Here is a 25949-nt window from a genome sequence, read left to right as displayed (position 1 = left end):
CTAATGAAGCTTGGTGTTAATGCAGGTAAGCGGTGGGGTCGGTGGGTTTTCCGCTGATGCGAACTTCGAAATGCAAGTGAGGCCCCGTCGACGCGCCGGTCGAGCCAACCGCGCCGATCGCCTGCCCTCGCTGCACTTGCTGGCCGGTGGAGACGAAGATGCGCGAGAGGTGTCCGTAGCCGGTGGACATTCCACCGCCGTGGTCGATCAAGATGTAGTTGCCGTAGCCGCCGTACCAGCCCGCCGAAAGAATCGTCCCGGAAGCTGCGGCGGTCACGGTCGTGCCCATGTTTGCGCCGATGTCGAGCCCCTGATGAAACTCCGGCGAGCCGCCGAAGGGGCTGCGGCGCCAGCCGAACGGTGACGTGATGACGCCCGTCACCGGCCACGACAGAATCCCGGGCGCTTTCTGAGGCGCGACGATGCCGGCGGCGCGCTGCGCGGCTGCGACCTGCGCCTCGTGCTCGCGGATCAGCGTTTCGAGCCCGGCCTCTTGCGCGGCAGAGAGGCTCTCCATCTCCGCGACCTGTCCGGCAACGTGGTGGCGCTGCTGGTCGGCCAGCGCGACGAGATTTCCGCGTTCCTGCGCGAGCACGTCGAGCTGATTGCGCGTGCGCTGCTGCGCGAGCTGCTGCGCCTCGAGCGCGGCTTGCGCGGCTTGGAGATTTGCCTGTGCCGTTGCAACTTTTCGCTCGGCGGTTTGCCGCTCGCGCACCGCGCGTTGGTTGGCGGCGATAAGCAGCCGCAGATCCTCCGAGCGTTCGACGAAGTCCGTAAATGATTTCGCCGCCAACAGCACGCTGATGTAGCCCAACTCGCCGCGCTCGTACGTGTCCACTAATCTGCGTTTGAGTGCGTTGTCGTGGAGCGCGAGCGTCTTGCGAGCCGCGTTCAGTTGCAGCGTATTCCAATCCAGTTTGCGCTGCGTGCTAGCCTGCTGCGAGACGATCACGTTGAGCCTGGAGGTAACCTCGTGAATCGAATGGTTGGTTTGATCCAGGGCGCCCTGCAGATTCGTGACGCGGACGGTGGCCGCGCGGAGTTGTAGTCTCTTTTGATGCAGCTGCCAGTCTATGGCGGCTTTCTTTTGACGGGCGGCTCGGATCTTGGACGTGAGATCCGACGGGAGGGCGAGTGCGGGAACAAAGCCGAGGATCAATAGCGCTGCTATCGTCCTGCGAATCATTGACGCCGTTTGTCTTTCACGTAGACCGAACCCCCGATCGATTTCGCGTACCGTTTGAGTTCTGCCGCAGTCTCGCCGATCTGCGCATAGTCCGTCAGCTTGCGCTGCTCGCTTGAAACCAGTGCAATCGACAGCGACATGATCGCGTACCGGTTCAGCGCGCCGCGCCGATCGTGTGTTTCAATAAAACCCTGGCGAAGGTCCTGCGGACGATAGAGGTCGCGAATGCCGCGATCGAACTCGGCAATGATCTCCCGCGCGATCTCTTCCGCACGTTCGGGATGCGTCACGACCAAGAAATCGTCGCCGCCGATATGACCGACGAAATCGAGCGTCGTTCCGCGCCGGTGCACGACGTCCAGCGTGATCGACGCCACCAGCCGGATCGCTTCGTCGCCGTGCGTGAAGCCGTAGACGTCGTTGAACGCCTTAAAATTGTCCAGATCCATGTACAGGACCGCGAACGATCGTTGTTCGTCGATCCGGCGACGCAGCTCGGCTTCGATCGCAAGATTGCCGGGCAGCTTTGTCAGCGGTGAAAGCGAAGCGTCCATTTCCACGCGCGCGATATTGGCGCGCACGCGCGCCAGCAGTTCTTGCGGACCGAAGGGCTTGGTGATGTAATCGTCCACGCCGGCGTCGAAACCGGCGAGCTTGTCCTCGACTTCCCCTTTGGCTGTCAGCATGATGATCGGCACGTGCGTGTTGGAAGGGTGGCGGCGAATGCGTCGCGCGACTTCGTAGCCGTCCATCGAGGGCATCATGACGTCGAGCACCACCAGGTCGGGCTGCATGGAGTCCAGGACGCGCAGGGCGTCGGCGCCGGTGGGCACGGCAGTGATCTCAAAACCCGCCAGCTCCAGATTCGCCTGGATGATCTTGCGCAGGTTGCGGTCGTCGTCAACGACGAGGATTTGGGCCATCAAGCTTTATTCGGCAGCAGAATAGAGAATGTTGTGCCGCGTCCCGGTTCGCTGCGCGCCTCGATCGTGCCGCCGTGAGCCCGCACGATCGCGCTCACGATGTACAACCCGAGGCCGCTGCCGCCGACGGTTGAGGTCATTTCGGATTCGACCCGGAAAAAACGCTCGAAAATGTAGGGCAGATCCTCGGCCGCGATGCCGATCCCGGAGTCGGTAATCTCGATGCGGGTGCCGCCGTTCTCGGGGCGCGCATGGACGGCGATCGCTCCGCCGGCCGGAGAGTATTTGATGGCGTTCTCGACCAGGTTGCGGAAAAGATCGCGCAAGCGATCGGGGTCGCCCGATACCGAGACGTCGCCCGTTTCACACGTGATCGCGTGAAGGTTTTTGTCGAAGTGGATCTCGGCGATGGCTTCGCGCAGGACCGTGTCGAGCTTGACCGTGGCGCGGCGCTTGAGGAGTTGGTCCGCCTCGACGCGCGTGACGAGCAGCAAGTCCTCGATAAGCCGCGAGAGTCTGTCGGCTTGCTCTTCGACGATCTTCAGGTATTCTTCGCGTTTGTCTGCATAGAGTTCCGGATTTTGCCGCAGCGTTGCGGCGTACGCCTTGATGGTGGCCAGCGGAGTCTTGAGTTCGTGCGAGACAGTACTGACGAGTTCGTTCTTTAACTGCTCGATTTCGTCGATACGCCGCACGGCATCGGGTCTACGTTCGGAGATATCGCCCAACGGCTATCCACGACGCAACGACGCCGACCAGCGCGCCGACCGCGAGAAGCTGCAACACCAGCGACGACAAGTCCACCGAAACCGCGTTCACTTGCAGCCACGGAAGCGCCAGCGCAATCTTCGGCACGAGTGACGCGCGCGCGATCGCGAGCACGCCCACTGCAAGCGCCGCGCCGGCCAAGCCGGCCAGCAACCCCTCGCAGATGAACGGCATGCGGATGTACATGTTCGTGGCGCCGACCAACTGCATGATCGAGATCTCGCGGCGGCGCGCGAAGACGGTTAAGCGGATCGTGTTCGAGATTATGATGCCGGCGACGAGCACGAAGAGCACGATGACCGCTATGCCGACGCGGCGCGCCAGCGTCGCGAGCTGCAGCAGACGCTGCACGACTTGCTGGCCGTACTCGACATTCTGCACGTGCGGCATCTTTTCAATGCTCTTGGCGACGGCCGGCACCAATTGCGCATCGCGGACGCGCACGCGAAACTTGTCGGGCAGCGGATTTTCGGTCAGCAGCGAGGTGTCAACTTGGCCTTTCATGCGCGCCTTGAGTTGCCGCAAGCCTTCGCGCTTCGGCACGAAGGTGACGCTGAGGATGCGCGGGTCGCGAGCCAAGGCCGCGCGCGTATCGTTCTCTTGTGCCGTGGTTGCGGCTGGTTCCATGTACGTCGAGATCTCGATTTGGCTGAACACGTCGTTGCCTAAGTGCGCGAACGCCGCCCGGACGTAGAGGAACGAGCCGAGCAAGACGATGGTAACCGCGACGGTGCCTATCGCGGTGACTTGCATGCCGGCGTTCCGGGTGAAGCTGCGTTGAACTTCACCCAGAAAGAATCTGATCTTGCCCCAGTCCAAGGAAGTAATACCCCCGCTCTTCGTCGGTGATGACGCGGCCGTTGTCCAAGCGCACGACGCGCCGCCGCATGCGGTCGACGACGGCTTGGTTGTGCGTCGCTACGACGACGGTAGTGCCCTTAAGATTGATCCGCCGCAACAGCTCCATGATCTCGGTGGTGTTGGCGGGATCCAGGTTGCCGCTCGGCTCGTCGCAGAGCAGCAGTTTCGGATTGTTGACCAGCGCGCGCGCGATCGCAGTCCGCTGCTGTTCGCCGCCGGAGAGCTCTTCGGGATACATGCGGCTCTTTTGCGCGAGTCCGACCAGATCGAGCGCCCGCGGAACTTGGCGCTGGACGTCGCGCGTGTGCGCTCCCGTTACCTGCAGCGCGAAAGCGACGTTTTCCCAAACAGTCTTGTCGGTGAGCAGCTTGTAATCTTGAAAAACGACGCCTAGATGGCGCCGCAGGGCAGGGATGCGCCGGTTCGCCAGGCGGTCGACGCGGATGCCGTCGACCAGAATCTGGCCACTGGTGGGCGCCATCTCGCGGTAGAGGAGACGCAGCAGACTCGATTTGCCGGTTCCTGAGTGCCCGACGAGAAAGACGAACTCACCCTTGCCGATCTCCAGACTGACACCGTCGAGGGCGCGTACTCCATTCGGATATACGAGTGACACGCCGCGTAATGAGATCATCGCTGCAAGAGGGTTTTTTAAAGTGCCCGGTCGGATACCTCCGCTACGTTATGAATCTTGACCTGACCGACGAACAGCAGGCTATCCAGCGGACCGTTCGAGAGTTCGCGCAAGAGCGCGTCGCGCCGCGCGCCGAGCAGATGGACCGCGACGAAGAATTTCCATACGACTTGGTGCGCGAGATGGCGGAGCTGGGTCTCATGGGATTGCCCTTTCCTGAAGAGTACGGCGGCTCGGGTGCAGATTCGATCAGTTATGCGCTGGCCGTGATGGAGCTCGCGCGTGCGGATGCATCAACCGCAATTACCATGGCCGCGCACGTTTCGCTGGGAGCCATGCCCTTCTACATGTTCGGCACGAAGGCGCAAAAAGAGAAGTACCTGATTCCGCTCGCCCAAGGCAAGCAGCTCTGGGGCTTCGGCCTGACCGAACCAAGCGCGGGCAGCGACGCCGGCAACGTGCAGACCAAAGCGGTGCTGCGCGACGGTAAATGGATCGTCAACGGCACCAAAGCGTTCATCACCAACAGCGGAACCGACATCACCGGCGGCACGACCATTACGGCGGTGACCGGTAAGGGCGAAAGCGGAAAGCCGGAGATCAGCAACCTGATCATTCCGCAGGATGCGCCCGGCTTCGCGCGCAGCAAAAAATATCGCAAGATGGGGTGGCGCGCTTCGGACACGCGCGAGCTGTCATTCGCCGATTGCGAGATTCCCGAAGAAAACGTGCTGGGCAAACGCGGCGAGGGGCTCAAGAATTTTCTGACGATCCTGGACGGCGGCCGCATTTCGGTTGCGGCGCTCTCGGTCGGGCTCGCGCGCGGCGCCTACGACGAGTCGATGAAGTACGCCAAAGAACGCCACGCGTTTGGCAAGCCGATCAGTAAGTTTCAAGCCATTGCATTCAAACTGGTGGACATGATCACGGAAATCGAACACGCGGAGCTCATGGTCCTCAAAGCCGCGTGGGAGAAAGACGAGGGACGCGATTTCGTCAAGAGCGCGAGCTTTGCCAAACTCTACGCCGCCGAGCTCTCGCACCGCGTCGTGAATCAAGCCGTGCAGATCCACGGCGGCTACGGCTTCATGGACGAGTATCCGGTTTCGCGGATGTACCGCGATCAGAAGATCAACGAGATCGGCGAAGGCACCAACGAAGTGCAGCGCATGGTGCTCGCGCGCTTGATGGGACTGTAACTTTAACCTAGGACTTTGGAAGTGCGCAAAGTGATTCCAACGCCTGATGGGCGGCAGGATTCTCAGCGCTTCCCTCCGGTCTGCTGTACGTCGCGACGTAGCTGTCGCTTCCCCACAAGCCGATCGTCTGTTCCGTGACGACTCGGCGTGGACCGACGTAGGTTACGCTTTCAGCATACCATCCATTTTGGCTTCCGTTACAGATTTTTTCGGTTCGGAAGACACGAACGTTCTGGTCTCCGATTGCTCGTTGGAGATTCTGTTGCGTTATCGCGGCGAATTGGTCCGGCGTAAGCCCAGTTGGGACGGTTTGAGAGGCTACCGATAGCCATTCACCCCCAGCGTTAGCTCCTGGAGGAACCCAAAACCCGAGCGTCGCCATCCCGTCGGAACCGTAATCTCGTTTTTGCCTGATCCAGGAATTTGGAACTTGGAAAAGCGACGAGCCACCGGTTTGGACCGAAGCGACTGTGACATCTTGGCTCTGTAGTGTAGCCGACGGAATTGCAGGAGGCGAGGCCGGTTGGGGAGTGGGCAGCGGAACTGGCTGCGTTGCCAGCTGAGGCTCAGCAGCTCCCTGCGGCACTGGCAGTTGTCCTGTCGCGTTTAGTTGAACGACCGGATCCAGCTGCGCAGGTAGAGCATTGGTTTGTGCGATCGGAACCGTTGCATTTTCTAACGTAGAAACGTGAAAAGTTGTGCCCTTCTTGATGAGAATATCATTGCCGCGCTGAGCAAACATTCCGACGCCCCAAAGAAGATACTGCCCGAAAGTATTACCGTTCCTTTCCGTTTGTTTATCGGCGTCGGCGGTTGCTCCGTTGGTTTCGACGAGCAAATCGGTTCGTGACGGCGTGACGAGGCGTTTGACTGTAAAATTCAGCTCGCCGCCTGAATGGAAACTGCCGGCCCTTTTCAGATGCGTGATCACGCCATATCCTGGGCTGCCCTTGGGGAGTATTAGATAGCCCTTGTAGTAATAGTCTTCTGTTGTGATAACGCCAAAAGTGTCACCCTCTTGCGAGGTGCGAGAACCGATGTCGCTGAGGATGGCCACGCTAATCAGCTCGCCAGACGGCACGGAAAGAGCCATTGCGGAGGGCGTGGCCTTTGCGGTTGGACTGGCGACGAGTCCATTACCGGTTAGCTGTGCGAAAGAGACGGAAGACGGGATAATGCTGGGGGCAGGAGAGACGTACGAAAACTCACTTAAACGCTCGTCCGTCGCCACTCTTATTGCTGCACCCACGACATGTCCTGTGGAACCTCCAGTGTATTGACCTATAATATAAATCTCTGCTCCCACGGCTGCGGCTGCATCGGCTGCTTGCCGCCAATGAGGATCAATCACTTGGGCGTCCCATCCGTCTTGCTGGGCGATTCTTGCTGCCAACGCCCTAGTAGCTTTGATCGCAGATGCGCGAAGTGAGGGCGTCGAACGCAAAATGACGACCGCCACAAGTCGCGCCTTGGCATACCCAGTGCTTGGAGTCTGAGTAAGGAAAAGGGCGACGGTTAATGCGGTGGCCCAGCTGAACCACAAAGCTCGTGAAACGCTCATACCGGGACCTCCGTGCGCAGAGGCCCGAAGGATTCAACCACCACCCCTGCATCCCCGCCCTTGGTCAGGACTTCGAGGCTAGCTAGCTCTGCACCACCGTTGACCAGCCGGAGTACTCGCCGCCGAACTCTTCCGCCAGCGCCGTAAGCGCGACGCGCATCTCCGTGATCTTAAACGGATCGATAGCCTCGAGCTTGGCGCAACGCACGGCGTTCTCGGCGTCGTCGATGGCAACGTGGTAGCCCTGGTTGGCCATGGCGCGCGCGAACGTGTCGCGTTTCTCGCGGCTGTCGAAAAAGATGGTGTGCTCGATCGGCCGCTCCTTGGCGAGATCGTCGCCGGCATCGAGTAAGACCTGTAGGGCTTTCATATCGTTGGCGAACGCCAGCTGCTGTTCGTCGGGATACAGGTAGTTCGTGTAGATCGCCCAGAGCGGATCGTCGGCTTCCAGCGCGCGATAGGCGTACTCGTCGTGATTTGCCATGACGATCGAGATCGTGCCGGCCACGTCATCCACCGCAGGCCCATAATAATGGAAGGTGCGCATGCCGCGGCCCGTCACGCGTCCGACCTCAACCAAGCCCCGCGCTTCGAGCGCAGCCGCGAGTTCTTCCTCGATGCGCGCGAGCACGCGGTATTCGCTTGCGCCGGTCATCCCGTGTTCGTCCGGATCGCGCAGCGTCACCGCTACCGTGTACGCTATTGCCTTGTCCGGCAAGGGAGCATCGGCCCGCAGCGCGAGATCGACCGCGACCGAGATCGGCTCGTTTTCCATGCGCGCGAAGTATGACGACCAATCCGCCATTGCTTCACCCTTCTTCCCCGAAGGCGGCTCGGCCCATTGAGAGAAGGTGGAGCTCAGCGGCCGCACCACCATCATTAAGAGGAGCTCCCATGTTTCGTCGTCTGCTTCTGTCCGTCGCCCTTTGCGCGGCGGTAACGTCCGTACCGGCTCTGGCGAGCTTGCAGGTCGGCGCAAGCGCGCCCGACTTTAAGACGCAAGCCTCGCTGGGCGGCAAAGTCTTCGACTTCAACTTGGCCGACGCGCTGAAAAAAGGCCCCGTCGTCCTGTACTTTTATCCGGCGGCCTTCACCACGGGCTGCACGATCGAGGCCCACGATTTCGCCGAGGCGATCGACCAGTACAAGAAACTCGGCGCCACGGTCATCGGCGTCTCGCACGACACCATCGACACGCTGAACAAATTCTCGGTCAGCGAATGCCGCAGCAAATTCGCGGTAGCCGCCGATCCGCAACTCACGGTTGCCAAGGAGTACGACGCGGTTCTGGCGCCGCATCCGGCGTATGCCAACCGCACCTCGTACGTCATCGCGCCCAACGGAAAGATTATCTACACCTATACGAACCTGGATCCGAGCCAGCACGTCGCCAACACGCTGCAGGCGCTGCAGCAGTATGAGGCCTCGCAGCACTAAGGTCTGAACCATCGGCGGCGGCCGCGCATAGTAAGGGCATGAAGGAGCTCATGCTTTCAGTCGCGGCCGCCGTTTCGCTGGTAAGCGTAGCGGCGGTCTCCCCGGCCATGCCGGCGGCGCATACTGTTCAAATCAAAGGGTTTGCCTTCGCACCCAAGTCGCTGACTATTAACGCCGGAGAGACGGTGAAGTTCGTCAACGACGATTCCGAAGCGCACACCGTCGTGGCGGACAAGGGCGCGTTTAGCTCGGGCGGCCTCGATACGAACGATTCCTGGTCGGTCCGGCTGCAAAAGCCGGGAACCTACACGTACTTTTGCTCGCTGCATCCGTACATGAAAGGCACGATCGTAGTTCAGGCGATGCACGGCGCCATGCGAGGCGACAACTGATGCAGCGCAAAGATTTTCTCGAGCATGTAGCCTGGACAGGCGCGGGCATCGCCTACGCCTTGAGCGCAGGCGGCATCATGACCGGCACCGCGGTCGCCGCCGGTTCCAGCGGCGCGATCGATTTCGTGCAGATCAGCGACAGCCATATCGGTTTTCATCAACCTGCCAATCCGGACGTCTCCGCAACCTTGAAAGAGGCTGTTGACGCAATCAACGCGCTGCCTGATCAACCCAACTTCGTGATCCACACCGGCGACGTCACGCATCTTTCAAAGCCGGAGCAGTTCGCAACAGCCAAGGATATTCTCTCGCAGCTGCGCGCGCCGCTCATCGTGATTCCAGGTGAACACGACTTCATCGGCAAGGATTACAACTCGTTCTTTGATGCATTTGCTACCAAAGAACACGGGAAGCAGTGGTTCTCGTGGGACCAAAACGGCACGCACTTCGTCGCGCTGATAAACGTTTTCGATTTCGAGAAGATGGGCTTGCTCGGCACCGATCAGCTCGATTGGCTGCGCCGCGATCTGGCGGCACAAAAAAATTCAACGCCGCTGGTGGTCTTCACGCACGCCCCGCTGTACGCGCTCTTTCCGAGCTGGGGCTGGACGACGGAAGACGGCGCCAAAGCCCTCTCGATGCTGGGCCGCTTCGACAACGTGACCGTTTTAAGCGGACACATCCACCAGGTCGTCACGCATCAGGAAGGCAACATTCGCTTTGCGACGGCCAACGCCACGGCATATCCACAGCCCGCGCCCGGAAAAGCGGATAAGCCGGGACCGCTCGCACTACCGCACGATCAACTGCTGCACGCGATTGGATATCGAAACGTCTATCTCGACCGGGGCCATAACGCCGCCATCACCGATCGCAGCCTCGGCTGAACTCGCAGCTGCGTTTGTCGACGGCCAGGCTTGGGCGTTTGAAGCCGCTTATCATGAATTCAAGCGCTTGTTATTGGCTACGGCAATGCAGGTTCTGACCGATCGCGAGGAGGCGCAGGACTGCGTGCACGACGTTTTTGCGCGGCTCTGGCGGCGCGGACACGCGTACTCGGCTGCGCGCGGCTCGCTGCGTTCGTTCCTGGTGGTGTGCGTCCGCAACGAAGCGCTCTCGCGGCGCCGCAAGTATACGAACCGATCGCGGATCGAACACGAGACTCTTCGGCCGGAGATCGCGGAACCTGCGGATGAATCGTTGGCCGACCGCGACCGGATCGCGCGCGCCATGCAAACTTTGAGCGAGAAGCAACGCGAAGCCGTCCACTTGGCGTACGACGAGGGTCTGACGCAGATCGAAATAGCTCAGCGCCTGAACGAGCCGCTCGGGACGATTAAGAGCCGGCTTTCAAACGCGGTGCGGGCGCTGCGCGCCGAGTTCTCGGCTCACGGAGAGTTGCGATGAATACCACTGGAATGCACGTCGACGAAAATGCCGAGTTGTACGCACTCGGTTCGCTCTCGGACTCCGAGCGCGCGGCAGTGGACGCGCATGTCGCAACGTGCGCGAGCTGCGCGCAACGCGTCGGAGAAGCCGAAGAAATCGTGGCGGCGCTGTCGGCGCGCGAACTTGCGGTACCGGCGCAACTCGACCGGAGGATGCGCGCGACGTTCGCGCCGCGGTCTCTTCCGCGATCGTTTTACTCGCTGGTAGCGGCAGCGTTGATTCTGGGATTGCTGCCTTCGGCATTGCTCTGGCAACGCGATCGCGATCTTAGCTCGATTGACGGAACACGGCAGCAAGCCGCTTCGGCGATGGTCCATTCGCATTTTCTGCACGCGCCGTTTACAAGTATGGCGCCCGGAGCGCCGGCCGCGAAAGCGATCTTTGCGCGAACGGGCGCGTGGCTCTACGTCATCGCGACGACGAACCAGGATTATACGGTCGTAGTGAACTCCGGCGGCACACGTCGCGACCTAGGTGTCCTTAAAGGAACCGGGACGGAGCGCGAGCTGTTCGTCGCTAACCCGCCGCGGGTAAAGGAAGTCTATCTGTTCGACGGAGCGCGTGCGGTCGCGCGCGCGACGATCGCTACTCGTTAACGCGCCGGCGTGGCTGAGCGTCGAGTGCGGTGATCTCGCGCGGTGCGAGTTCGACCGGCGTCAGCTCCGGCAGTTCGGCGTCGGGAAGCGACGCCAACTCTCTGATCTTGCGGCCTTGCGGCAGTACGCGGCTCTCCATCGAGCCGACTGCGCTGTTATACGCCACGACGGCTTTTTCGAGGTTGGCGCCGATTGCGGCAATGTGTCCCGCAAACACGCCCACGCGATCGTACAGCACGCGCGCAGCCTCTGCGATCTTCTTGGCGTTTTCTTCCTGCTGGCGCTGCTGCCAGCCCAACGCATAGGAGCGCAACAGCGCGATCATCGTTAACGGGCTCGCGATGTAAACGTCTTTGCCGGCGGCGTACTCGATGAGATCCGGGTTCTCGGTGCACGCTGCGCTCAGGAAGGCTTCGCCCGGCACGAACATCACCACGAAATCCGCGGAGCGTTCGGCGCGCTGGTAGTTTCGCCGTGCGAGCTGATCGACGTGACCTTTGAACGCTGAAGCGTGAGCGCGGAAGCGCTCGCGCCGTCCGGCTTCATCGGACAGCTCGGTCGCCTCGAGGAATGCGTTGAGCGGAACTTTCGCATCCACGAAGATGCGCGAATTGCCGGGCAGCTGCACGGTCAGATCGGGGCGCCCGCGCTCATCGCCGGTGTCGAGCGTCTGCTGTTCGCCGAAGTCGCAGTACGGTTCCATGCCGGCCAGCTCCACGACGCGGCGCAATTGAATCTCGCCCCATTTTCCGCGCGTGGTCGGGTTGCGCAGCGCGGCCGAGAGGTTGGTGGCAGCGGTCTCCATTTTGCCGCTGCGATCGATCAGGCCGGCGATCTGCTCGCGCAGCCCCTCGTAAGCGCCGAGCCGCTTCTCTTCCATCTCGCGCACGAGCGCGTCGAATTCGGTGAGCTTCTGTTGGACCGGTGAGACGATGGCCGAGAATCGTTCGTTGGCGAGAGCGATGAACGAGTCGCGCTGCATTTCGGCGATGCGCACGTTGGCTTCATGCGCTCGCGCGCGGCCGACTGCGAGCCACGTGATCGCCGCGCCGAGCGCGGCGGCGACGACTGCGAAAAGGACGGCCAGCGTGATCGTCACGCCTTAGTGATTCGCGCTACGCCGTCAAATACTTTGTAAAGAAGGCCAGCGTGCGGCGCCACGCGTCCTCGGCCGCGGAAGCTACATACGAACGGCGTTGATCGTCGAAGAACGCATGCCCGGCCTCGGGATAGATCACGATGTCGTTCGGAACTTGCAGCTTCGCTTGAAATGCGCGCACGTCGGCGGCCGGAATGCCGGTGTCACGCTCGCCGTAGTTGCCCACGATCGGCATGTGAATCGCCGCCGGATCGATGTCCGCCACACTGCCATACCAAACCGCGTCGGCGGAGAAGACGTCCGCGTTGTCGATCGCTTGGCGCAGCGCGATCGTTCCGCCCATGCAAAATCCGGTCACGCCTATGCGTGCTTTGGCGTGCCGTGCCTTCAGCCACTGGGCCGCCGTCTTGATGTCGGCCGCGGTTTGCGGCCGCTGAAGCTTTTGCGCCAACGGACGGAAGATCGAGATGTCGCTGACGCCGTCGCCGCTCGGCGCTCCGAGCCGTCCGTACAGATCCGGTGCGATGGCGGCGAAGCCGGCCTTCGCGAAACGCCGTACGACGTCACGAATCGAAACGTCAAGACCCCAAATTGCCATCACGACTACGACGCAGGGCGTCGTCGCAGTTGCCCCTTTCGGAGTAGCCGCGTATGCCGGAAGAGCGCCGTCCGGAGTTTGCAACTCGACGTGCTCGACCACGATCGCGGGATCGTTCTCGGCAACGATCGGCGGGTGAGCTTGGCCCAAGTCGCTTTGCGCGAACGCGGTACCGAGGACGGCGGTGCCTGCGGCTGCCGCCGCAGTTGCCCCAACGAAGGTTGCTCGCCTTACTCTGGGGTCGGTGGACTGCGTGGGATCAATCTCTTTCATGGCGTACTCCTGGAGGCGAAATGGAGAGTTCATGAACCGCGGCTCGTTTCTTTCCTCGGCTTCGCTCGCGGCGATCGCGGCGGGCACGGCCAATGCAGCGACGACGGTCCCCGGCGGATCGGATTTTGTCGAACGCAAGGCAAACTTCGACGCCGCCGGTTTTATCCGGGCGGTGAACAAGCCGCAAAACGTTCGTCAACTGTGGGAGGCGGTAGCGTTCCATCCCGCGGTCTTCAACAACATGAAGAACGGTTTAAACGGGTTGCAGTTCGGCTTCGGTTACCGGCCCGATCGCATTACCATGGTGTTCGCCCCGCACGGACCGTCGAGCGCCTACACGTATTCGGATGCGGTGTGGCAGAAATACCGTATCGGAGAATTCTTCGGAATTAAAGATGCGGCCGGAAAGCCGATCGCGAGCAACATCTACTTGCGTCCGCCGACTGTATTTGAGAACACTTCCGATCCGAACGATCCGCAAGGCCTCTTCCAGGACACGGCCATTGAAACGCTGCAGAGCCGCGGCGTCGTTTTTCTTACCTGTCACACCGCGGTCGAAGAACAAGCCCGCGCGATCGTCAAAGGCGGGTTTGCGCCCACCGGAATGAGCCCAACCGATGTGGCCAACGATATTCTCACCAACTTGATTCCCGGAACGCACGTGGTGCCTGCGATGATTGCGGCGATCGCGGAACTGCAGCAGCGTTACCATTACAGCTATCTGACGCTGACGTTTGCATGAGATGCGTTTTATCGGCGTTGGTTTGTGTTGCGGCGCTGACCGCGTGCGCGAACAATCAGCCCAGCTCTACTCCTGCGGCTGCGGCGTACGACGTGAAAGCGCTTCCGACGGGAGCCCCCGGTGAATTGATCCGCTACGGACGCGAACTCATTGTGAACACGCGGGCGCACATGCGCGCGAACGTCGTTGCCAACATGGATTGCGCAGCCTGTCACATCGCGGGCGGAACGAAGCCGAAGGGCGGCAGCTTCGTCGGCATCTACGGACAGTTTCCGCAATGGAATACCCGTTCGCATCGCGTGATCGCACTGCAGGATCGCTTGGCGGAGTGTTTTCTCTACAGCATGAACGGCAAGCCGCCGGCCTACTCCAGCCGCGAAATGATCGCGATGGTCGCGTACATCGCTTATCTTTCGCGCGGCACGACGGTCGGAGCGACGCCCGACCCCGCGGTGCGCCTCACCCGGTTCGAGCCGCCGCAGCCCGCCAATGCGCCGGCGGGAGCCCGACTCTACACGCAGCGCTGCGCTGCTTGCCATGGTGCCAGCGGCTCGGGCAGTGCGGTCTTTCCGCCGCTCTGGGGCGCGACGTCGTTCAATGGCGGGGCGGGCATGCATCGCCTCTGGACGATGGCGGCCTTCGTGCGCGCCAACATGCCGCAAAACGCTCCGGGGACGCTGACCGCCCAGCAGGCCTACGACGTCTCCGCCTTCGTCCTGAGCCACAGCCGGCCGCGCTTCGCCGGCGGCCGAGCGGTGGTTTTTCCGGCCGAGCCCGCCAAGTATTTTTAACGGGTGCGACCGGGCAGGTTGCATCCGAAGGGCTAAACGGGGCAATCTTGGTGAGTGCCCCTATTAGTGGAAGACGGAGAAACAGTTTTTGCCTGACACCCTGATCCGAGTCACGCTCCCCGAGATGGGCGAGTCGGTCACGCAAGGCTCCATCGTTGCATGGCGCAAGCAGGTCGGCGAGTTCGTTGCGGAAGGCGATCCGCTCGTCGAGGTGACGACCGACAAAGTTGACGTCGAAGTGCCGGCGACGGTTTCCGGCGTCGTGAAACAGATTTTGGCGGCCGAGGGCGACACCGTCGACGTCGGCGCGGCGCTCGCCGAGATCGACACATCCGCCAAACCAGATGGCGCTGCCGCAAAGCCGGCGCCGAAAGCTCCGGAACCGAAGAAAGCTTCCGAGCCGCCGAAAGCGGCGCCGAAGACACCGGCGCCTGCCGGAAATGGCGCTCGCACGGGCGAGGTCGTTGCCACGCCGCAAGCGCGCCGCATCGCGCGACAACTCGACGTCGATCTCGCGCGCGTGCGCGGCAGCGGTCCCGACGGATTGATTCTGCGCGAAGACGTCGACAAACAAGCTGCGTCGCTGCCGTCCGCGTCGCGCGGCGCGCAACTTCCACCGCTACCGCCGCTTCCTCCCGGCGCGGTTGTCACACCGATCAAAGGTCCGGCCGCGGCGCTGGCCGCGTACATGGAGCAGAGCCTCAGCATCCCAACCGCGACGAGCTTCCGCACGATCGCCGTCGACACGCTCGACGCGCGCCGGCGCGAACTGAACGCCGGAATTAAATCGGCGGGACGCTCGGAAAAAATTTCGTTCACGCACGTCATTGCGTACGCATTGGTGCGCGCCGCGCACGAGATGCCGTACATGACCGCGCATTTCCGGCGCGACGGCGATCAGCCGGTCCGCGTGGAGCCCGGCATTCACCTTGGCCTGGCAGTCGACGCCGAACGTAAAGACGGGACGCGCTTCTTAGTGGTTCCGGTGATCAAGGACGCCTCCTCACTCGACTTCGCGGCGTTTCGCAACGCGTACGAAGACCTCGTTTCGAAAGCGCGGACGAATAAACTCGCCGCCGACGATCTGCAAGGCGCCTCGTTCACGCTGACCAATCCCGGCGGCATCGGAACCTCGGCGTCCGTGCCGCGGCTGATGCCCGGACAGGGCGCGATTATTGCAGCGGGCGCAATCGGCTATCCGCCCGGATTTACCAACGCCAATGAGGCCTCGCTCAAATCGCTCGGCATGACCAAGATCATGCAGATGACGTCCACCTACGATCATCGCGTGATCCAGGGCGCGCAATCCGGCGATTATCTGCGCCGCATCGACGAACTGCTGCAAGGCAAAGACGGTTTTTACGAAACTATTTTTGCATCGCTCGGTCTCAAGGTTGGCGAAGTCGAAACGCCCAGCGCGGAGCGGCCGGCGGTCCCCGCGTCTGATGAAATATTGCGTGCGGTTGCAGCCGGCATGGCGCTGGTGGCCGCCTATCGCACGCACGGACACTTGGCTGCGCATCTGGATCCGCTCGGCTCGCCGCCGCCCGGCGATCCGTCACTCGAACCGGCGAATTGGGGACTCACTCCCGCGCTGCAGTCGGCGGTGCCGGCCTCGGTGCTGCGCGTCAAAGTTCCGGGCAATACGCTGGCCGAGATTTTGCCGCAGCTGCGGGACACGTACAGCTCGACGATTGCCTACGAAGTCGAGCACATCTCGAACACCGAACAGCGTGAATGGCTGCGCGATGCGATCGAATCGGGCCGGTACAAGATCGCGTTCTCCGACGATCGCAAGATCGAGTTGCTGCGCCGGCTGACTCGCGTCGAAAGCTTCGAGCGGTATCTCCGGAAAATTTTCCTCGGCCAGAAGACGTTCTCGCTCGAGGGTCTGGACGTCATGGTGCCGATGCTCGAGGAGCTTCTGGCGCTGCTGGCGAGCGACGGAACGCCGGCAGCGGTGATCGGTATGGCGCACCGCGGGCGCCTGAATACGATCGCGCACATTCTCAACCGGCCGTACGAAGAGCTGCTCACGGAGTTCGAAGCGGCGCACGAGCGCGGCGAGCTCGGTGCGGCGGACGTTACGGGCGACGTGAAGTATCATCAGGGCGCCGAAGGCGTCTTCGAAACGCCGGACGGAAAAAAAGTTCGCGTTACGCTGGCCAACAATCCGAGTCACTTGGAAGCGGTCGACCCAATCGTCGAAGGAACAGCGCGCGCACTGCAAACCGATCACTCCGAGCCGGTCGCGCAACTCGATCCGAAGAAGGCCGTTCCGATTCTGATTCACGGCGACGCAGCATTTCCCGGGCAAGGCGTCGTCGCCGAGGTACTCAATCTGCAATCGCTTCCGGGCTACACCACCGGCGGTACGATTCACATTATCTCAAACAACCAGATCGGCTTCACGACCGATCCGCGCGACGGGCGTTCGACTCGCTACGCCTCCGATCTCGCCAAAGGCTTCGACGTGCCGATTGTGCACGTGAACGCCGACGATCTCAACGCCTGCATCTGGGCCGTGCATCTCTGCGCGGAATTCCGGCGCCGTTTTGGACGCGACGCGGTGATCGATGTCATCGGTTACCGCCGCTTCGGGCACAACGAACAAGACGAGCCGGCGTACACGCAGCCCGAGATGTACGAGAAGATCAAAGCGCATCCGACCGCGCGCGAGCTGTTCGCAAACAAACTCATCGCGCAGGGTGTGCTCTCCGCCGAACACGTGCAGGAATTAATCGTCGATGCGACCGCGCATCTGCAAGAGACGCACCGCGCCGTCAAGAGCGGAAAACATGACGTCGCGGGCATGCTGGCGCGGATCAGCGCCGCGCCGGCGATCGAAGCCGTGCCGCTCGCGCCGGCAAGCAAGCCGCAACTCTTGGCATGGAGCGCGGACCTCACGCGCGTGCCGGCAGGTTTCACGGTCAACAAGAAACTGCTCGCGCAATTCGAGCGGCGCCAAGCGACGGTCGAACAAAAAGGCTTAGTCGATTGGGGTTTGGCGGAAGCGCTGGCGTTCGCGTCGTTGCTGACGCAAGGCGCGCCGGTCCGGCTTACCGGTCAAGATACGGAGCGCGGCACGTTCAGCCACCGCCACGCGGTGCTGCACGATCCGGGAGCAAACCGCGAGTTCGTTCCGCTCCAGCATTTGAACGGATCGAAAGCGTCGTTCGAAATTCACGACAGCCCGCTCTCGGAATATGCGTGCCTCGGTTTCGAGTACGGGTACAGTGCGACGGTTCCGAAGGCGCTCGTTTTATGGGAGGCGCAGTTCGGCGACTTCGACAACGGCGCGCAGATCGTTATCGATCAGTTCATCGTCGCCGGTCAAGCGAAGTGGGGACAGACCGCGCGGCTCACACTGCTGCTGCCGCACGGCTACGAAGGCATGGGCCCCGAACACTCGAGCGCGCGCCTCGAACGGTTCTTGCAACTCACGGCCGAGGGGAACTTGCGCGTCGCCAATCCGTCGACGGCTGCAAACTACTATCACTTGCTTCGTCAGCAAGCCACCATGCCGCAGCCGGTTCCGCTGGTCGTCATGACGCCGAAATCGCTGTTGCGCCACGAGGCCGCTGCGGGAAGCCTCGACGAAATGGCAAGCGGCGCGTTCCGGCCGGTGCTCGACGATCCGCGAATTGAGGACAAGGGCAAGATCGAACGTCTCTTATTGTGCAGCGGAAAGATCTACTACGACATCACGCTGAACGACGCCGCGAAGAGCCTAAAGAAAACCGCCATCGTGCGCGTCGAACTGCTCTCGCCGCTGCCGTACACCGAGATCAACGACGTCATCGCGACGTATCCGAACCTCAAAAAGCTTATTTGGGTGCAAGAAGAGCCGAAGAACATGGGCGCGCGGGCGTACGTACGCCGCCGCCTGATCGAACGGCGCACGGACAAGCTCGAGATCGACTACATCGGCCGTCCGTACCGCGCAAGCCCGTCCGAAGGCTATCCGGGAGCGCACGCGGCCGAGCAAGAGCGCATCGTCAAAGAAGCGCTGACTGAGTGACGTTCATTGCTACGCCGGCAACGTCCATGAAGTTCTTCACGCTTGCTGTCTCCGCCATGGTGTGGACTGTCCTGTTTCTTTTCTTAGCGCTGAAATTTTTATTCACGATGCCGATTATTACCGGCCTCTCTATTGGTTTAGTGGGGCTGCTTTATGCGATGGTAGCGCTGGTAGGCGGTACGGTCCGGCGCGTGGCGGCGCCACCGGCCCGTCTCGATGATCCGAAGCGGGATAGTGCATCGCGCGTTCTTATGGGTTCCACAACAATTGGATCCATCGCAATTTTTGTCGGGATCATCGGCCAAGCGTCTAGCACGTGGTTGGGAGTCTCGTTTCTCAGTGGATCGTGGAGCCTTTGGCTCGGTTTGATGATCTTCGGAGTGGTGATTCAACTCTACGGCCAAGCCGCGTATTTGAGAAATCTTGCCTAACGAGAGATACGAGCGCGGCGAGAAACTGCTGCGCAAGATCGACGGCGACAAAGTCGCAGACAACCTGCTCGAGGACTACAAAGATCTCGCGCCGGATTTTGCGCGCTACCTCATCGAGTTTGCATTCGGCGACGTCTACGCGCGTGAGGGCGACGCAAAGCACCGCGAATTGATCGCCATTGCGTCGCTGGCGACGATGGGCGGCTGCGACAAGCAGCTCGGCACGCACGTGCGGGGCGCGTTCAACGTCGGCTTGACCGAAGCAGAGATTGTCGAAGCCGTCATGACGCTGATTCCATACATCGGTTTTCCAAAAGCGCTCAACGCATTAGCGGTTGTCAAGCGCGTGGTCGATAAGCGCGAGAAGTAAGCGAGCGTCGGGCAGAAACAGCTCCCTCAGGTTTGGTCGTTTCACTCCTCGGAAACGCTATCTATTCGAGGAGGAAGCACACATGACAACAGCCCGCTACATTCTTAGTTTCGCAAGCTTGGTCGCGTTGACAAGCGCGGCGGCGCTTGCGGCGCCACCCGCAGGTATCGGGGCAGGTGTCGGTGCGAGTGCGCACGGCTCGCTTGGCGCTCCGCCCATGGGCGTACCGCGTCCCGCGATACCACCGGTAAATATACCGCAACGGCAAGGGCCGCCGGTGACGGTCCCGGTGAAAGCTGACGCGCATGCAAACGCGAATGCGCGCCTCAGCTCGAACATTCCGATGCACGGAACACTCACCGCTATTACCGGAAACACGGTAACGGTGCGATTGGCAAATGGATCCACGCAAACGTTCACCGTGACCGGCGACACTGCGACGGACCTGAAGGCTCGACTGAACAAACCGATCGAGTTTCGCGTAGCGAACGGCCTATTGACGCCAATGGGCGACCGGGACCGCGACCGTGACCGTGATGGAATGATGGTCACGCACGGCGTGGTCACGGCGGTCAATGGGAACACGATCGTGATTCGCGAGCCGAATGGAACGTCTGAAACGCTCAGCGCCTCCGCGCAAACGGCGGCGCGCGTGCGCGCTTTCATCGGGAGAAACGTTTCGTTCCGCGTAACGAACGGCACGTTCGCCTTTGCAGGCGCACAAGGTGGGCCCGGCCCGCTTCACGCGAAGCTGACGGCGATCAGCGGTAACACCGTTACGGTGCTGTTCCCGGCCGGCAATTCGCAAACGTTCACGGTAGCCGCCAATGACATGATGCGCTTGAAGACTGCGCACATCGGCAAGCCGATCGAATTCTTTGTGAATGCCGACGGCTCAATTAGCCTCGACCGAGGACGACGGCACTAAGAACGACCATGAGAGGCCGCCTTGGGCGGCCTCTTTTTTTTCTAGCCTACGGGCAAAAGGGAGTCGAGCAGTTCGTCAATCGTTCCGGCGCTTCGCACCAGCGTGCGGTTCCGCGGCGTGACGAACCCTTCGCTCACCATGTTGTCGAAGAGCGCGATCAGGTCGTCGAAATAGCCGTACGCATTGAGCAGGCCGACCGGCTTGTCGTGAATGCGCAGCTGCGCCCAAGTGAGTATCTCGCAAAATTCGTCCATCGTTCCGAATCCGCCGGGCAGGGCCACGAACGCGTCGCTCAGATCGGCCATCAGCGCTTTGCGCTCGTGCATGCTGGTGACGACGTGCAGCTCGGTCAAACCGCCATGCGCAATCTCTTTGCCGGCGAGCGCTTCGGGAATCACGCCGATGACCTCACCGCCCGCCGCCAGCGCCGTGTCGGCCAGGACGCCCATCAGACCCACGCGCCCGCCGCCGTAGACGATGCCGCAGCCGCGCTGGACAATGCGGCTGGCGGTCAGGATTGCAGTCTCGATGTACCGGTCGCCGTTCCCCGATTGCGAACCGCAGAATACACCCACGCGTTGAGGCATTGGCCCGGCGTTTGGCGGGGCGCGGTCGCGCGCCTGCCGTAGAAGGCGACATGGAATACCGTTTGTTTGGCGGACGTGAAGTCCCGCGACGCTTCGTGCTGGTTTTTGAAACCGGCGACGACGTGATGGGCGAACTGCAGCGTTTCGTCGAGGAGCAGAGCGTCATGGCGGCGTTCTTTCACGGTTTGGGCGGCGTGCAGCGCGCCACAGTCGGCTTCTACAATCTCGCCAACAAACAGTACGAACCGATCGAAATCGATTCGCAGTCCGAGCTGCTTTCGCTTAACGGCAACGTCTCGATCTTAGACGGTAAGCAGAAACTGCACATTCACGTCGTCCTTGGGCGCCGGGACGGAAGCGCCGTTGGCGGGCATCTGCTCCAAGCAACGGTTCGTCCGACGCTCGAGATCGTGCTCGACGAGCTTGCGGGGAACCTGCATCGCACTGACCGTCCCGAAGTCGGCATCCCGCTGCTCGACCTTACGCATTAAGCTAAGACGAGCTGATCGTCTCCGGCGCCTGAATTCCGCAGGGCATTCTGGATCATTTGATCCTGGATCTCTTTGACGGCCCAGCGCGCTTGCGCGTCGGGCGATAGACGGTCGATCGGATCGAAATACATGAATGCCTTGCCGGGTTTGACGCTCGGCGCCGTGTAAACGGCGATACCGTTTTCGCGATCGTAGTACTCGAAGCTGTGCACGTCGCGCTTGCCGCCGCCACCCGGCGCGTCGCAGACGAATGTCGGCGAGTTGAATCCGGCCGTACTGCCTCGCACGAATTTTTCGACGTCAACTGCGGTTTGGATCGTCGTGCGCAGATCTTCAACGCCTTTGACCATGTCGTGCATGTAAACGTAATACGGATGGACGTTGACGTAGCTCAGACGCTTGACGAGTAACTCCATGCGCTCCGGCTCGTCGTTGACGCCGCGGATGAGCACGGATTGGTTGCGGACGAACACTCCGCGCTCGAAGAGTACGGCCATCGCCTTTTGCGTGATCCACGTGATCTCTTCGGGCGCGTTGAAGTGCGTGTGCAGCACGACGTCCTTGCCGAGCGACCGTCCGCGTTCGACGACGCCGGCGAGCGCGTCCACCCATGCCGGATCCGTAAGCAGCTTCATCGGCATAATGGCCGGGCCTTTGGTCGCAAAGCGCATGCGGCGGACGTGCGGAATGTCGAGCAGCGCGTTGCCGATCAGCTCGATGTTTTTCGGCGGAAGCTGGTAGACGTCGCCGCCCGAGATCACGATGTCCTCGAGTTCGGGCCGCTCGGCGATGTAGCGGAATGCGTCCTGCCACTGTTTGGGCGTGCGCGCGAGTTCGACTTTGTCCACTTCCTCGGTATCCGGCCCGATCGCGTAGCTGCGCGTGCAGAACCGGCAATACACCGGGCAAACCGCGAGCGGCAAGAACAGCGCTTTATCGACGTAACGGTGCACGAGCCCGGGCACCGGTGAATCGGCCTGCTCGTGCAGCGAATCCAGTACCAGGCGCGGATGGTCGGGCAAGAACGTGCTCTTGGTCGGAATGAACTGCCGGCGGATCGGGTCGCCGTAGGGATCGTTCCAATCGATCAGCGCGATCGCATACGGCGAGACGCGTACCGCCATGGGCGCGTGAGCAAAACCGGCGCGCGCATCTTCGATGAACTCTCCCGAGGCAAGGCCCTCGATTGTTTCCAGCAGCTCGGCAGCAGTCTTCACCGAATGTTTCTGCTGCCACAGGTGATCCATGAACGTGGCTTCGTCGACGTCTTTGTAGGCCGGAACGTGCCGCCAGAACTCGCCCTCTTTGAGGTTCTTGTATTTGAAGTAGCTCGGATCGACGGGCGGCTTGGTGTGCATGACGGCGTTCATAACGATGTCCTCGCGGGCTGACGGATGGCAAACTGCTTTGTGAAATAGGCGTGAATGGCCGGATTGTCGCGCAGGGTTTGCAGCGCAAGATCGGCGTGGTGTTTTGTGTAGCCGTTTCCGATGAGCATCGTCACATCTTTCCCGACGCCCTCGGCGCCCAAAGCGGCTGCGGTAAACGACGTGTTCATCGAAAAGAAATAGACCGTTCCGCCGTCTTTTGCGCAGAGGATCGAACCGAGCTCGGTTCCGTCCACGTTGACGCAATTGACGACCAGGTCGGCGAGCTGCGGCGCTTCGGCCGCAACGAGTTCGGAAAGCGCCAGCGCGTCACGCGCATCGGCCGCGACGAATGCATCGACGAGTCCGCTTTCAACAAGCAGGCGCGCCGCCTCTGAATTCGCGTTCGGGCTCACGCCGATAATGCGGCCCGATGTACGGAGCTGCGATCGCGCGGCGGCGCACACCAGCAAGCCGGATTTTCCATCCGCGCCGATCACGGCGATGGTCATTCCGGGCTTGGCTAGTTTTGCGATCTGGGCGGGCGCGCCGGCTACGTCCAGCACGGCCAGCGCGACGCAGGGATCGATATCGTCCGGCAATTTCGCCCAGGCGGCGGATTCAAACAAGATCGCTTTGCCGCGTACGTGCACGTGTCCGCTGGCGAGTTGTACTTCCGTGATCGTCTCGAGGTGTAGCGGCGTGAGCGTCAAGGAGACCAGCGAGGCAATCGCATCGCCTTCGCGCAGCGCAACTATGTCTTGGAGCGCTTCACCGATCTCGGCGACGCGGCCCACGAACATGCCGCCGCTTCCCGTAACGGCATTGTGCTGTTTGCCGCGCTCGCGCACGGTTGCCGAAATGTGATCGGCAATCTTCTTTGGATCGTCGTCGCACGCGCTGCGAATCTGCGCAAACGAGGCCGAATCGAGGTTCAGCACCTCGACGTCGCAGAGAATCTCGTTGGCGAATGGCCGCGGCGTGTTGTCGAGCTTCATAGCATTTTGCGGTAAGGCGCCTGCCGGTGCGATGACCCGGTGCGCGCCGTAACGATGCGATTTCATCGTACGGAGATTCCGCCGCGTTCGAACGGCGTTGAAAGGACGATCGTCGTTTTCGTCCGCGCCATTCCCGGTACGCTCTTCAGACGGGAGAGCAGCTCGTCCAAGTGCGCGGTCGAGCGCGTCATCACTTTGAGGACGAACGATTCCTCACCGGCAACGCTGTGAATCTCGCAGATCTCCGGCATCGCGGAGAGCGCCGCGATGAACGCGTCGTAGCTGCAGTCGGGCGCGGTATAGCAGCCGACGAAAGCGACCAGCTCGAGGCCGAGGAGCTTTCCGTCGAGCTGCGCGGCGTAGCCCCGGACGTAGCCGCGGCTCTCCAGTCGTTTCACGCGATCGTGCACGGCGGAGGCCTTGAGGCCGACGATCTCGCCGAGATCGGCAAACGTCGAGCGCGCGTTTTGCTGCAAAGCGGAAAGCAGCCGGAGATCGAGGTCGTCCAACTCGCCGGGTTCGGGTGCTATGTTCGGGTGTTTATTCATAATACCGAAAAATATTCGGTAAAATAACTATACGCCCGAAGGTCGTTCGGCGCAAGCGACCCCGGCGGGGGCTGGGCCGCTCCCGCAGAAGCGCCGAGCCATGCGCATCGCGTGGGTGCTGGGGATGGCCGCACTGCTGCTGAGTGCTTGCTCGAGCGGCTCGCCGCAACGCCTCTCGGGCGCGGTGCGGTTCGACTTGGCGTCCGACCCGGCAAATCTCAACCCGCTCTTCTTGCACCAGGATGCCGCCTCGGTCGAGCAGCAGGTGGCGCGCCTCGCGTTCGAGCCGTTCATCGATTTCGATCCGAGTGGCCGCGAAATCCCGGAGCTCATTACGCGCGTCCCGACGCAAGCCAACGGAGATCTCTCGCCCGACGGGCGCACCATCGTCTACCGGTTGCGTCCGCAAGTGCGCTGGAGCGACGGCGTTCCGGTTACGGCTGACGACGTGCTCTTCACGCTGCGCGCGATCCTCGATCCGCGCAACCCGGTGCCGTCGCACGAAGGCTACGATCTGATCGATCGCGCCTACGCGCGCGGACCGCACATCGTCGTCTTTCATTTAAAGCATAGCTGGGCGCCCGCCGTCGACACGCTCTTTTCGTATGGCTATCGCCCGCAGTTCGTTTTGCCGGCGCACGTTCTTCGCTCGCAGCAGCCGCTCGCGCAGGCGCCGTTTAACGCGGCGCCCTCAGTCGGCGACGGCCCATACCGGTTCGTCTCTTGGCGGCGCGGCGAGTCGCTGCTGTACGTCGCCAACGAGCGCTACTGGCGCGGCGCGCCCAAGACGAAACGGCTCGACATTCGCGTCATCCCCGATCCCGCCACCAACCTCGTCCTGCTGCAGTCGCGCGAATTGGATTGGAATTTGATCGCGCCGGTGCAACAGCGCACTCTCCAGTCGCATCATGAGATCGTTTACCGGTACGTGACGACCGGCGTCGTCGCCGGACTGACGCTCAACCTTTCGCATCCTCCCCTAAACGATCCACGCGTCCGGCGCGCACTCGCGATGTCGATCGACCGCGGGGCGATCAGCCGCAAGATCACACTCGGACGCTATCCCGTTACCGATGCGATTCAGCCGCAGTTTTCGTGGGCGTACGACCGCTCGGTAAAGGAACCCGGCTACGATCCGCCCTGCGCGGATACGCTCTTTGACGCCGCCGGCTGGCGCCGCGGAAGTGACGGCGTCCGGCACAAGAACGGTCAGCCGCTCACGCTTGTCTACGTCCAGTTCAAAGAGACGACCACGGGCATGCGCGTTGCGACGGCAGTACAAGCTCAGCTGCGGCAACGCGGCATCAACGTCGAGATGAAGACGATCAGCAACGCGCAGCTCTTCTTGCCGCACACCGGGGTGCTCGCGAGCGGCAACTACGACCTCGCGTACGTGCCGTTCACGATGGGATCGGATCCGGACGATTCCTCCATACTCGCGTGCCGCGCACCAAGCAATTACATGCGGTACTGCAACCCGCGCGTCGATGCGCTGGAACGATCTGCCCTCGCGTCGACGTCGCGAACGCAGCGCAAAGGCTTGTACGGTCACATCGAACGAATCGTCGCCGCCGACGTGCCGATCATCTATCTCTTCAACGCGAATTACATCTATGCGTACCGCTCGCAGCTGGCCGGTTTCTATCCGAACGCATTCTTGCCCACATGGAATGCCGCCGCGTGGCAGTTACGCTAATGA

General features: G+C 61.7%; 27 protein-coding genes. 14 read left to right on the top strand and 13 right to left on the bottom strand.

The window, feature by feature from the left end; genetic code table 11:
- Positions 1-16: 16 nt before the first annotated feature.
- From VFO29_10940 to ftsE, 5 genes are read right to left on the bottom strand one after another with little or no spacing between them, the layout of a single operon-like run.
- Positions 17-1159, bottom strand: a complete 1143-nt coding sequence (locus VFO29_10940; GenBank protein HET9394018.1) for a peptidoglycan DD-metalloendopeptidase family protein — start codon at positions 1157-1159, stop codon at positions 17-19.
- 23 nt (positions 1160-1182) lie between these two features.
- Positions 1183-2109 carry a response regulator gene (locus tag VFO29_10935; GenBank protein ID HET9394017.1) on the bottom strand — a complete coding sequence of 309 codons (927 nt, stop codon included), beginning with the start codon at positions 2107-2109 and terminating at the stop codon, positions 1183-1185.
- Positions 2109-2804: a HAMP domain-containing sensor histidine kinase gene (locus tag VFO29_10930; GenBank protein ID HET9394016.1), complete on the bottom strand. Its 696-nt coding sequence runs from the start codon at positions 2802-2804 to the stop codon at positions 2109-2111. The genes VFO29_10935 and VFO29_10930 overlap by 1 nt, the downstream gene beginning before the upstream one ends.
- A gap of 10 nt (positions 2805-2814) precedes the next feature.
- The gene (gene ftsX / locus VFO29_10925; protein HET9394015.1) at positions 2815-3630 is read right to left on the bottom strand and encodes a permease-like cell division protein FtsX; all 816 of its coding nucleotides are present in this window, start codon (positions 3628-3630) and stop codon (positions 2815-2817) included.
- A 31-nt stretch (positions 3631-3661) separates the two neighbouring features.
- Positions 3662-4372, bottom strand: coding sequence for a cell division ATP-binding protein FtsE (gene ftsE, locus VFO29_10920; protein ID HET9394014.1), 711 nt, complete (start codon positions 4370-4372; stop codon positions 3662-3664).
- Positions 4373-4422: 50 nt separating this feature from the next.
- Between ftsE and VFO29_10915 the strand changes: the two genes are divergently transcribed.
- Positions 4423-5571 carry an acyl-CoA dehydrogenase family protein gene (locus tag VFO29_10915; protein ID HET9394013.1) on the top strand — a complete coding sequence of 383 codons (1149 nt, stop codon included), beginning with the start codon at positions 4423-4425 and terminating at the stop codon, positions 5569-5571.
- 7 nt (positions 5572-5578) lie between these two features.
- Here VFO29_10915 and VFO29_10910 read toward each other — a convergent pair whose 3' ends face one another.
- Both VFO29_10910 and VFO29_10905 read right to left on the bottom strand, forming a co-directional pair.
- Positions 5579-7132, bottom strand: coding sequence for a hypothetical protein (locus VFO29_10910; protein ID HET9394012.1), 1554 nt, complete (start codon positions 7130-7132; stop codon positions 5579-5581).
- Between the two features lie 82 nt (positions 7133-7214).
- Complete coding sequence (locus VFO29_10905) at positions 7215-7937, bottom strand: DUF695 domain-containing protein (GenBank protein HET9394011.1); 723 nt, start codon at positions 7935-7937, stop codon at positions 7215-7217.
- Between the two features lie 89 nt (positions 7938-8026).
- On the opposite strand from VFO29_10905, the gene VFO29_10900 reads away from it, so the two are divergent.
- Genes VFO29_10900 through VFO29_10880 form a run of 5 tightly spaced genes read left to right on the top strand, consistent with a single transcriptional unit; the run spans position 8027 to position 11006 of the window.
- Complete coding sequence (locus VFO29_10900) at positions 8027-8569, top strand: peroxiredoxin (protein ID HET9394010.1); 543 nt, start codon at positions 8027-8029, stop codon at positions 8567-8569.
- Positions 8570-8607: 38 nt separating this feature from the next.
- Positions 8608-8961 carry a cupredoxin family copper-binding protein gene (locus VFO29_10895; protein ID HET9394009.1) on the top strand — a complete coding sequence of 118 codons (354 nt, stop codon included), beginning with the start codon at positions 8608-8610 and terminating at the stop codon, positions 8959-8961.
- Positions 8961-9848, top strand: coding sequence for a metallophosphoesterase (locus tag VFO29_10890; protein HET9394008.1), 888 nt, complete (start codon positions 8961-8963; stop codon positions 9846-9848). The genes VFO29_10895 and VFO29_10890 overlap by 1 nt, the downstream gene beginning before the upstream one ends.
- Complete coding sequence (locus VFO29_10885; protein ID HET9394007.1) at positions 9781-10368, top strand: sigma-70 family RNA polymerase sigma factor; 588 nt, start codon at positions 9781-9783, stop codon at positions 10366-10368. Before VFO29_10890 ends, VFO29_10885 begins: the two co-directional genes overlap by 68 nt.
- A complete protein-coding gene (locus tag VFO29_10880) occupies positions 10365-11006 on the top strand; it encodes a zf-HC2 domain-containing protein (protein ID HET9394006.1) in 642 nt (213 codons plus the stop codon). Before VFO29_10885 ends, VFO29_10880 begins: the two co-directional genes overlap by 4 nt.
- On the opposite strand, the gene VFO29_10875 is transcribed toward VFO29_10880, so the two are convergent.
- Both VFO29_10875 and VFO29_10870 read right to left on the bottom strand, forming a co-directional pair.
- Entirely contained in the window at positions 10996-12105 is a 1110-nt protein-coding gene (locus VFO29_10875) for a DNA recombination protein RmuC (protein HET9394005.1), read from the bottom strand. The two genes, VFO29_10880 and VFO29_10875, sit on opposite strands and share 11 nt — an antisense overlap.
- A 16-nt stretch (positions 12106-12121) precedes the next feature.
- Entirely contained in the window at positions 12122-13009 is an 888-nt protein-coding gene (locus tag VFO29_10870; protein ID HET9394004.1) for a dienelactone hydrolase family protein, read from the bottom strand.
- On the opposite strand from VFO29_10870, the gene VFO29_10865 reads away from it, so the two are divergent.
- The 6 genes from VFO29_10865 (at position 13008) to VFO29_10840 (ending at position 20259) form a co-directional block, all read left to right on the top strand.
- The gene (locus VFO29_10865) at positions 13008-13718 is read left to right on the top strand and encodes a hypothetical protein (protein HET9394003.1); all 711 of its coding nucleotides are present in this window, start codon (positions 13008-13010) and stop codon (positions 13716-13718) included. The genes VFO29_10870 and VFO29_10865 overlap by 2 nt on opposite strands.
- Positions 13715-14509, top strand: coding sequence for a c-type cytochrome (locus VFO29_10860; protein HET9394002.1), 795 nt, complete (start codon positions 13715-13717; stop codon positions 14507-14509). Before VFO29_10865 ends, VFO29_10860 begins: the two co-directional genes overlap by 4 nt.
- Positions 14510-14597: 88 nt before the next feature.
- The gene (locus VFO29_10855; GenBank protein ID HET9394001.1) at positions 14598-18530 is read left to right on the top strand and encodes a multifunctional oxoglutarate decarboxylase/oxoglutarate dehydrogenase thiamine pyrophosphate-binding subunit/dihydrolipoyllysine-residue succinyltransferase subunit; all 3933 of its coding nucleotides are present in this window, start codon (positions 14598-14600) and stop codon (positions 18528-18530) included.
- On the top strand, positions 18527-18961 hold the full coding sequence (locus tag VFO29_10850) for a hypothetical protein (protein HET9394000.1): 435 nt from the start codon (positions 18527-18529) through the stop codon (positions 18959-18961). The genes VFO29_10855 and VFO29_10850 overlap by 4 nt, the downstream gene beginning before the upstream one ends.
- Positions 18954-19331, top strand: a complete 378-nt coding sequence (locus VFO29_10845; GenBank protein HET9393999.1) for a carboxymuconolactone decarboxylase family protein — start codon at positions 18954-18956, stop codon at positions 19329-19331. Before VFO29_10850 ends, VFO29_10845 begins: the two co-directional genes overlap by 8 nt.
- An 82-nt stretch (positions 19332-19413) precedes the next feature.
- Positions 19414-20259 (top strand): hypothetical protein, encoded by an 846-nt coding sequence (locus tag VFO29_10840; protein HET9393998.1) that lies wholly within the window; start codon positions 19414-19416, stop codon positions 20257-20259.
- A 41-nt stretch (positions 20260-20300) separates the two neighbouring features.
- Here VFO29_10840 and VFO29_10835 read toward each other — a convergent pair whose 3' ends face one another.
- The gene (locus tag VFO29_10835; GenBank protein ID HET9393997.1) at positions 20301-20846 is read right to left on the bottom strand and encodes a TIGR00730 family Rossman fold protein; all 546 of its coding nucleotides are present in this window, start codon (positions 20844-20846) and stop codon (positions 20301-20303) included.
- Positions 20847-20896: 50 nt separating this feature from the next.
- Here VFO29_10835 and VFO29_10830 point away from each other — a divergent pair, with 50 nt between their 5' ends.
- Positions 20897-21337, top strand: coding sequence for a PPC domain-containing DNA-binding protein (locus VFO29_10830; GenBank protein ID HET9393996.1), 441 nt, complete (start codon positions 20897-20899; stop codon positions 21335-21337).
- Here VFO29_10830 and VFO29_10825 read toward each other — a convergent pair.
- Genes VFO29_10825 through VFO29_10815 form a run of 3 tightly spaced genes read right to left on the bottom strand, consistent with a single transcriptional unit; the run spans position 21334 to position 24250 of the window.
- A complete protein-coding gene (locus tag VFO29_10825; protein HET9393995.1) occupies positions 21334-22707 on the bottom strand; it encodes a KamA family radical SAM protein in 1374 nt (457 codons plus the stop codon). The genes VFO29_10830 and VFO29_10825 overlap by 4 nt on opposite strands.
- Positions 22704-23768 (bottom strand): L-erythro-3,5-diaminohexanoate dehydrogenase, encoded by a 1065-nt coding sequence (locus VFO29_10820; protein ID HET9393994.1) that lies wholly within the window; start codon positions 23766-23768, stop codon positions 22704-22706. Before VFO29_10820 ends, VFO29_10825 begins: the two co-directional genes overlap by 4 nt.
- Entirely contained in the window at positions 23765-24250 is a 486-nt protein-coding gene (locus tag VFO29_10815; protein HET9393993.1) for an Lrp/AsnC family transcriptional regulator, read from the bottom strand. The genes VFO29_10820 and VFO29_10815 overlap by 4 nt, the downstream gene beginning before the upstream one ends.
- A gap of 100 nt (positions 24251-24350) precedes the next feature.
- Here VFO29_10815 and VFO29_10810 point away from each other — a divergent pair, with 100 nt between their 5' ends.
- Entirely contained in the window at positions 24351-25946 is a 1596-nt protein-coding gene (locus tag VFO29_10810; protein HET9393992.1) for a peptide ABC transporter substrate-binding protein, read from the top strand.
- The last annotated feature ends 3 nt before the right edge of the window (positions 25947-25949 follow it).

This window comes from Candidatus Rubrimentiphilum sp. (genome assembly GCA_035710515.1).
In the GTDB taxonomy this organism is placed as follows: domain Bacteria; phylum Vulcanimicrobiota; class Vulcanimicrobiia; order Vulcanimicrobiales; family Vulcanimicrobiaceae; genus Rubrimentiphilum.
The sequence above is the reverse complement of the archived record's forward strand: the minus strand, read 5'-3'. Positions and strand labels throughout refer to the sequence as shown.

Coding starts and splice junctions, on each gene's coding strand:
- VFO29_10905 (HET9394011.1), bottom strand. CDS start 7,937: ATGGCGGATTGGTCGTCATACTTCGCGCGCATGGAAAACGAGCCGATC.
- VFO29_10895 (HET9394009.1), top strand. CDS start 8,608: ATGAAGGAGCTCATGCTTTCAGTCGCGGCCGCCGTTTCGCTGGTAAGC.
- VFO29_10810 (HET9393992.1), top strand. CDS start 24,351: ATGCGCATCGCGTGGGTGCTGGGGATGGCCGCACTGCTGCTGAGTGCT.
- VFO29_10890 (HET9394008.1), top strand. CDS start 8,961: ATGCAGCGCAAAGATTTTCTCGAGCATGTAGCCTGGACAGGCGCGGGC.
- VFO29_10820 (HET9393994.1), bottom strand. CDS start 23,768: ATGAAATCGCATCGTTACGGCGCGCACCGGGTCATCGCACCGGCAGGC.
- VFO29_10860 (HET9394002.1), top strand. CDS start 13,715: ATGAGATGCGTTTTATCGGCGTTGGTTTGTGTTGCGGCGCTGACCGCG.
- VFO29_10880 (HET9394006.1), top strand. CDS start 10,365: ATGAATACCACTGGAATGCACGTCGACGAAAATGCCGAGTTGTACGCA.
- VFO29_10915 (HET9394013.1), top strand. CDS start 4,423: ATGAATCTTGACCTGACCGACGAACAGCAGGCTATCCAGCGGACCGTT.
- ftsE (HET9394014.1), bottom strand. CDS start 4,372: ATGATCTCATTACGCGGCGTGTCACTCGTATATCCGAATGGAGTACGC.
- VFO29_10910 (HET9394012.1), bottom strand. CDS start 7,132: ATGAGCGTTTCACGAGCTTTGTGGTTCAGCTGGGCCACCGCATTAACC.
- VFO29_10865 (HET9394003.1), top strand. CDS start 13,008: ATGAACCGCGGCTCGTTTCTTTCCTCGGCTTCGCTCGCGGCGATCGCG.
- ftsX (HET9394015.1), bottom strand. CDS start 3,630: ATGCAAGTCACCGCGATAGGCACCGTCGCGGTTACCATCGTCTTGCTC.
- VFO29_10935 (HET9394017.1), bottom strand. CDS start 2,109: ATGGCCCAAATCCTCGTCGTTGACGACGACCGCAACCTGCGCAAGATC.
- VFO29_10840 (HET9393998.1), top strand. CDS start 19,414: ATGACAACAGCCCGCTACATTCTTAGTTTCGCAAGCTTGGTCGCGTTG.
- VFO29_10815 (HET9393993.1), bottom strand. CDS start 24,250: ATGAATAAACACCCGAACATAGCACCCGAACCCGGCGAGTTGGACGAC.
- VFO29_10870 (HET9394004.1), bottom strand. CDS start 13,009: ATGAACTCTCCATTTCGCCTCCAGGAGTACGCCATGAAAGAGATTGAT.
- VFO29_10900 (HET9394010.1), top strand. CDS start 8,027: ATGTTTCGTCGTCTGCTTCTGTCCGTCGCCCTTTGCGCGGCGGTAACG.
- VFO29_10825 (HET9393995.1), bottom strand. CDS start 22,707: ATGAACGCCGTCATGCACACCAAGCCGCCCGTCGATCCGAGCTACTTC.
- VFO29_10835 (HET9393997.1), bottom strand. CDS start 20,846: ATGCCTCAACGCGTGGGTGTATTCTGCGGTTCGCAATCGGGGAACGGC.
- VFO29_10830 (HET9393996.1), top strand. CDS start 20,897: ATGGAATACCGTTTGTTTGGCGGACGTGAAGTCCCGCGACGCTTCGTG.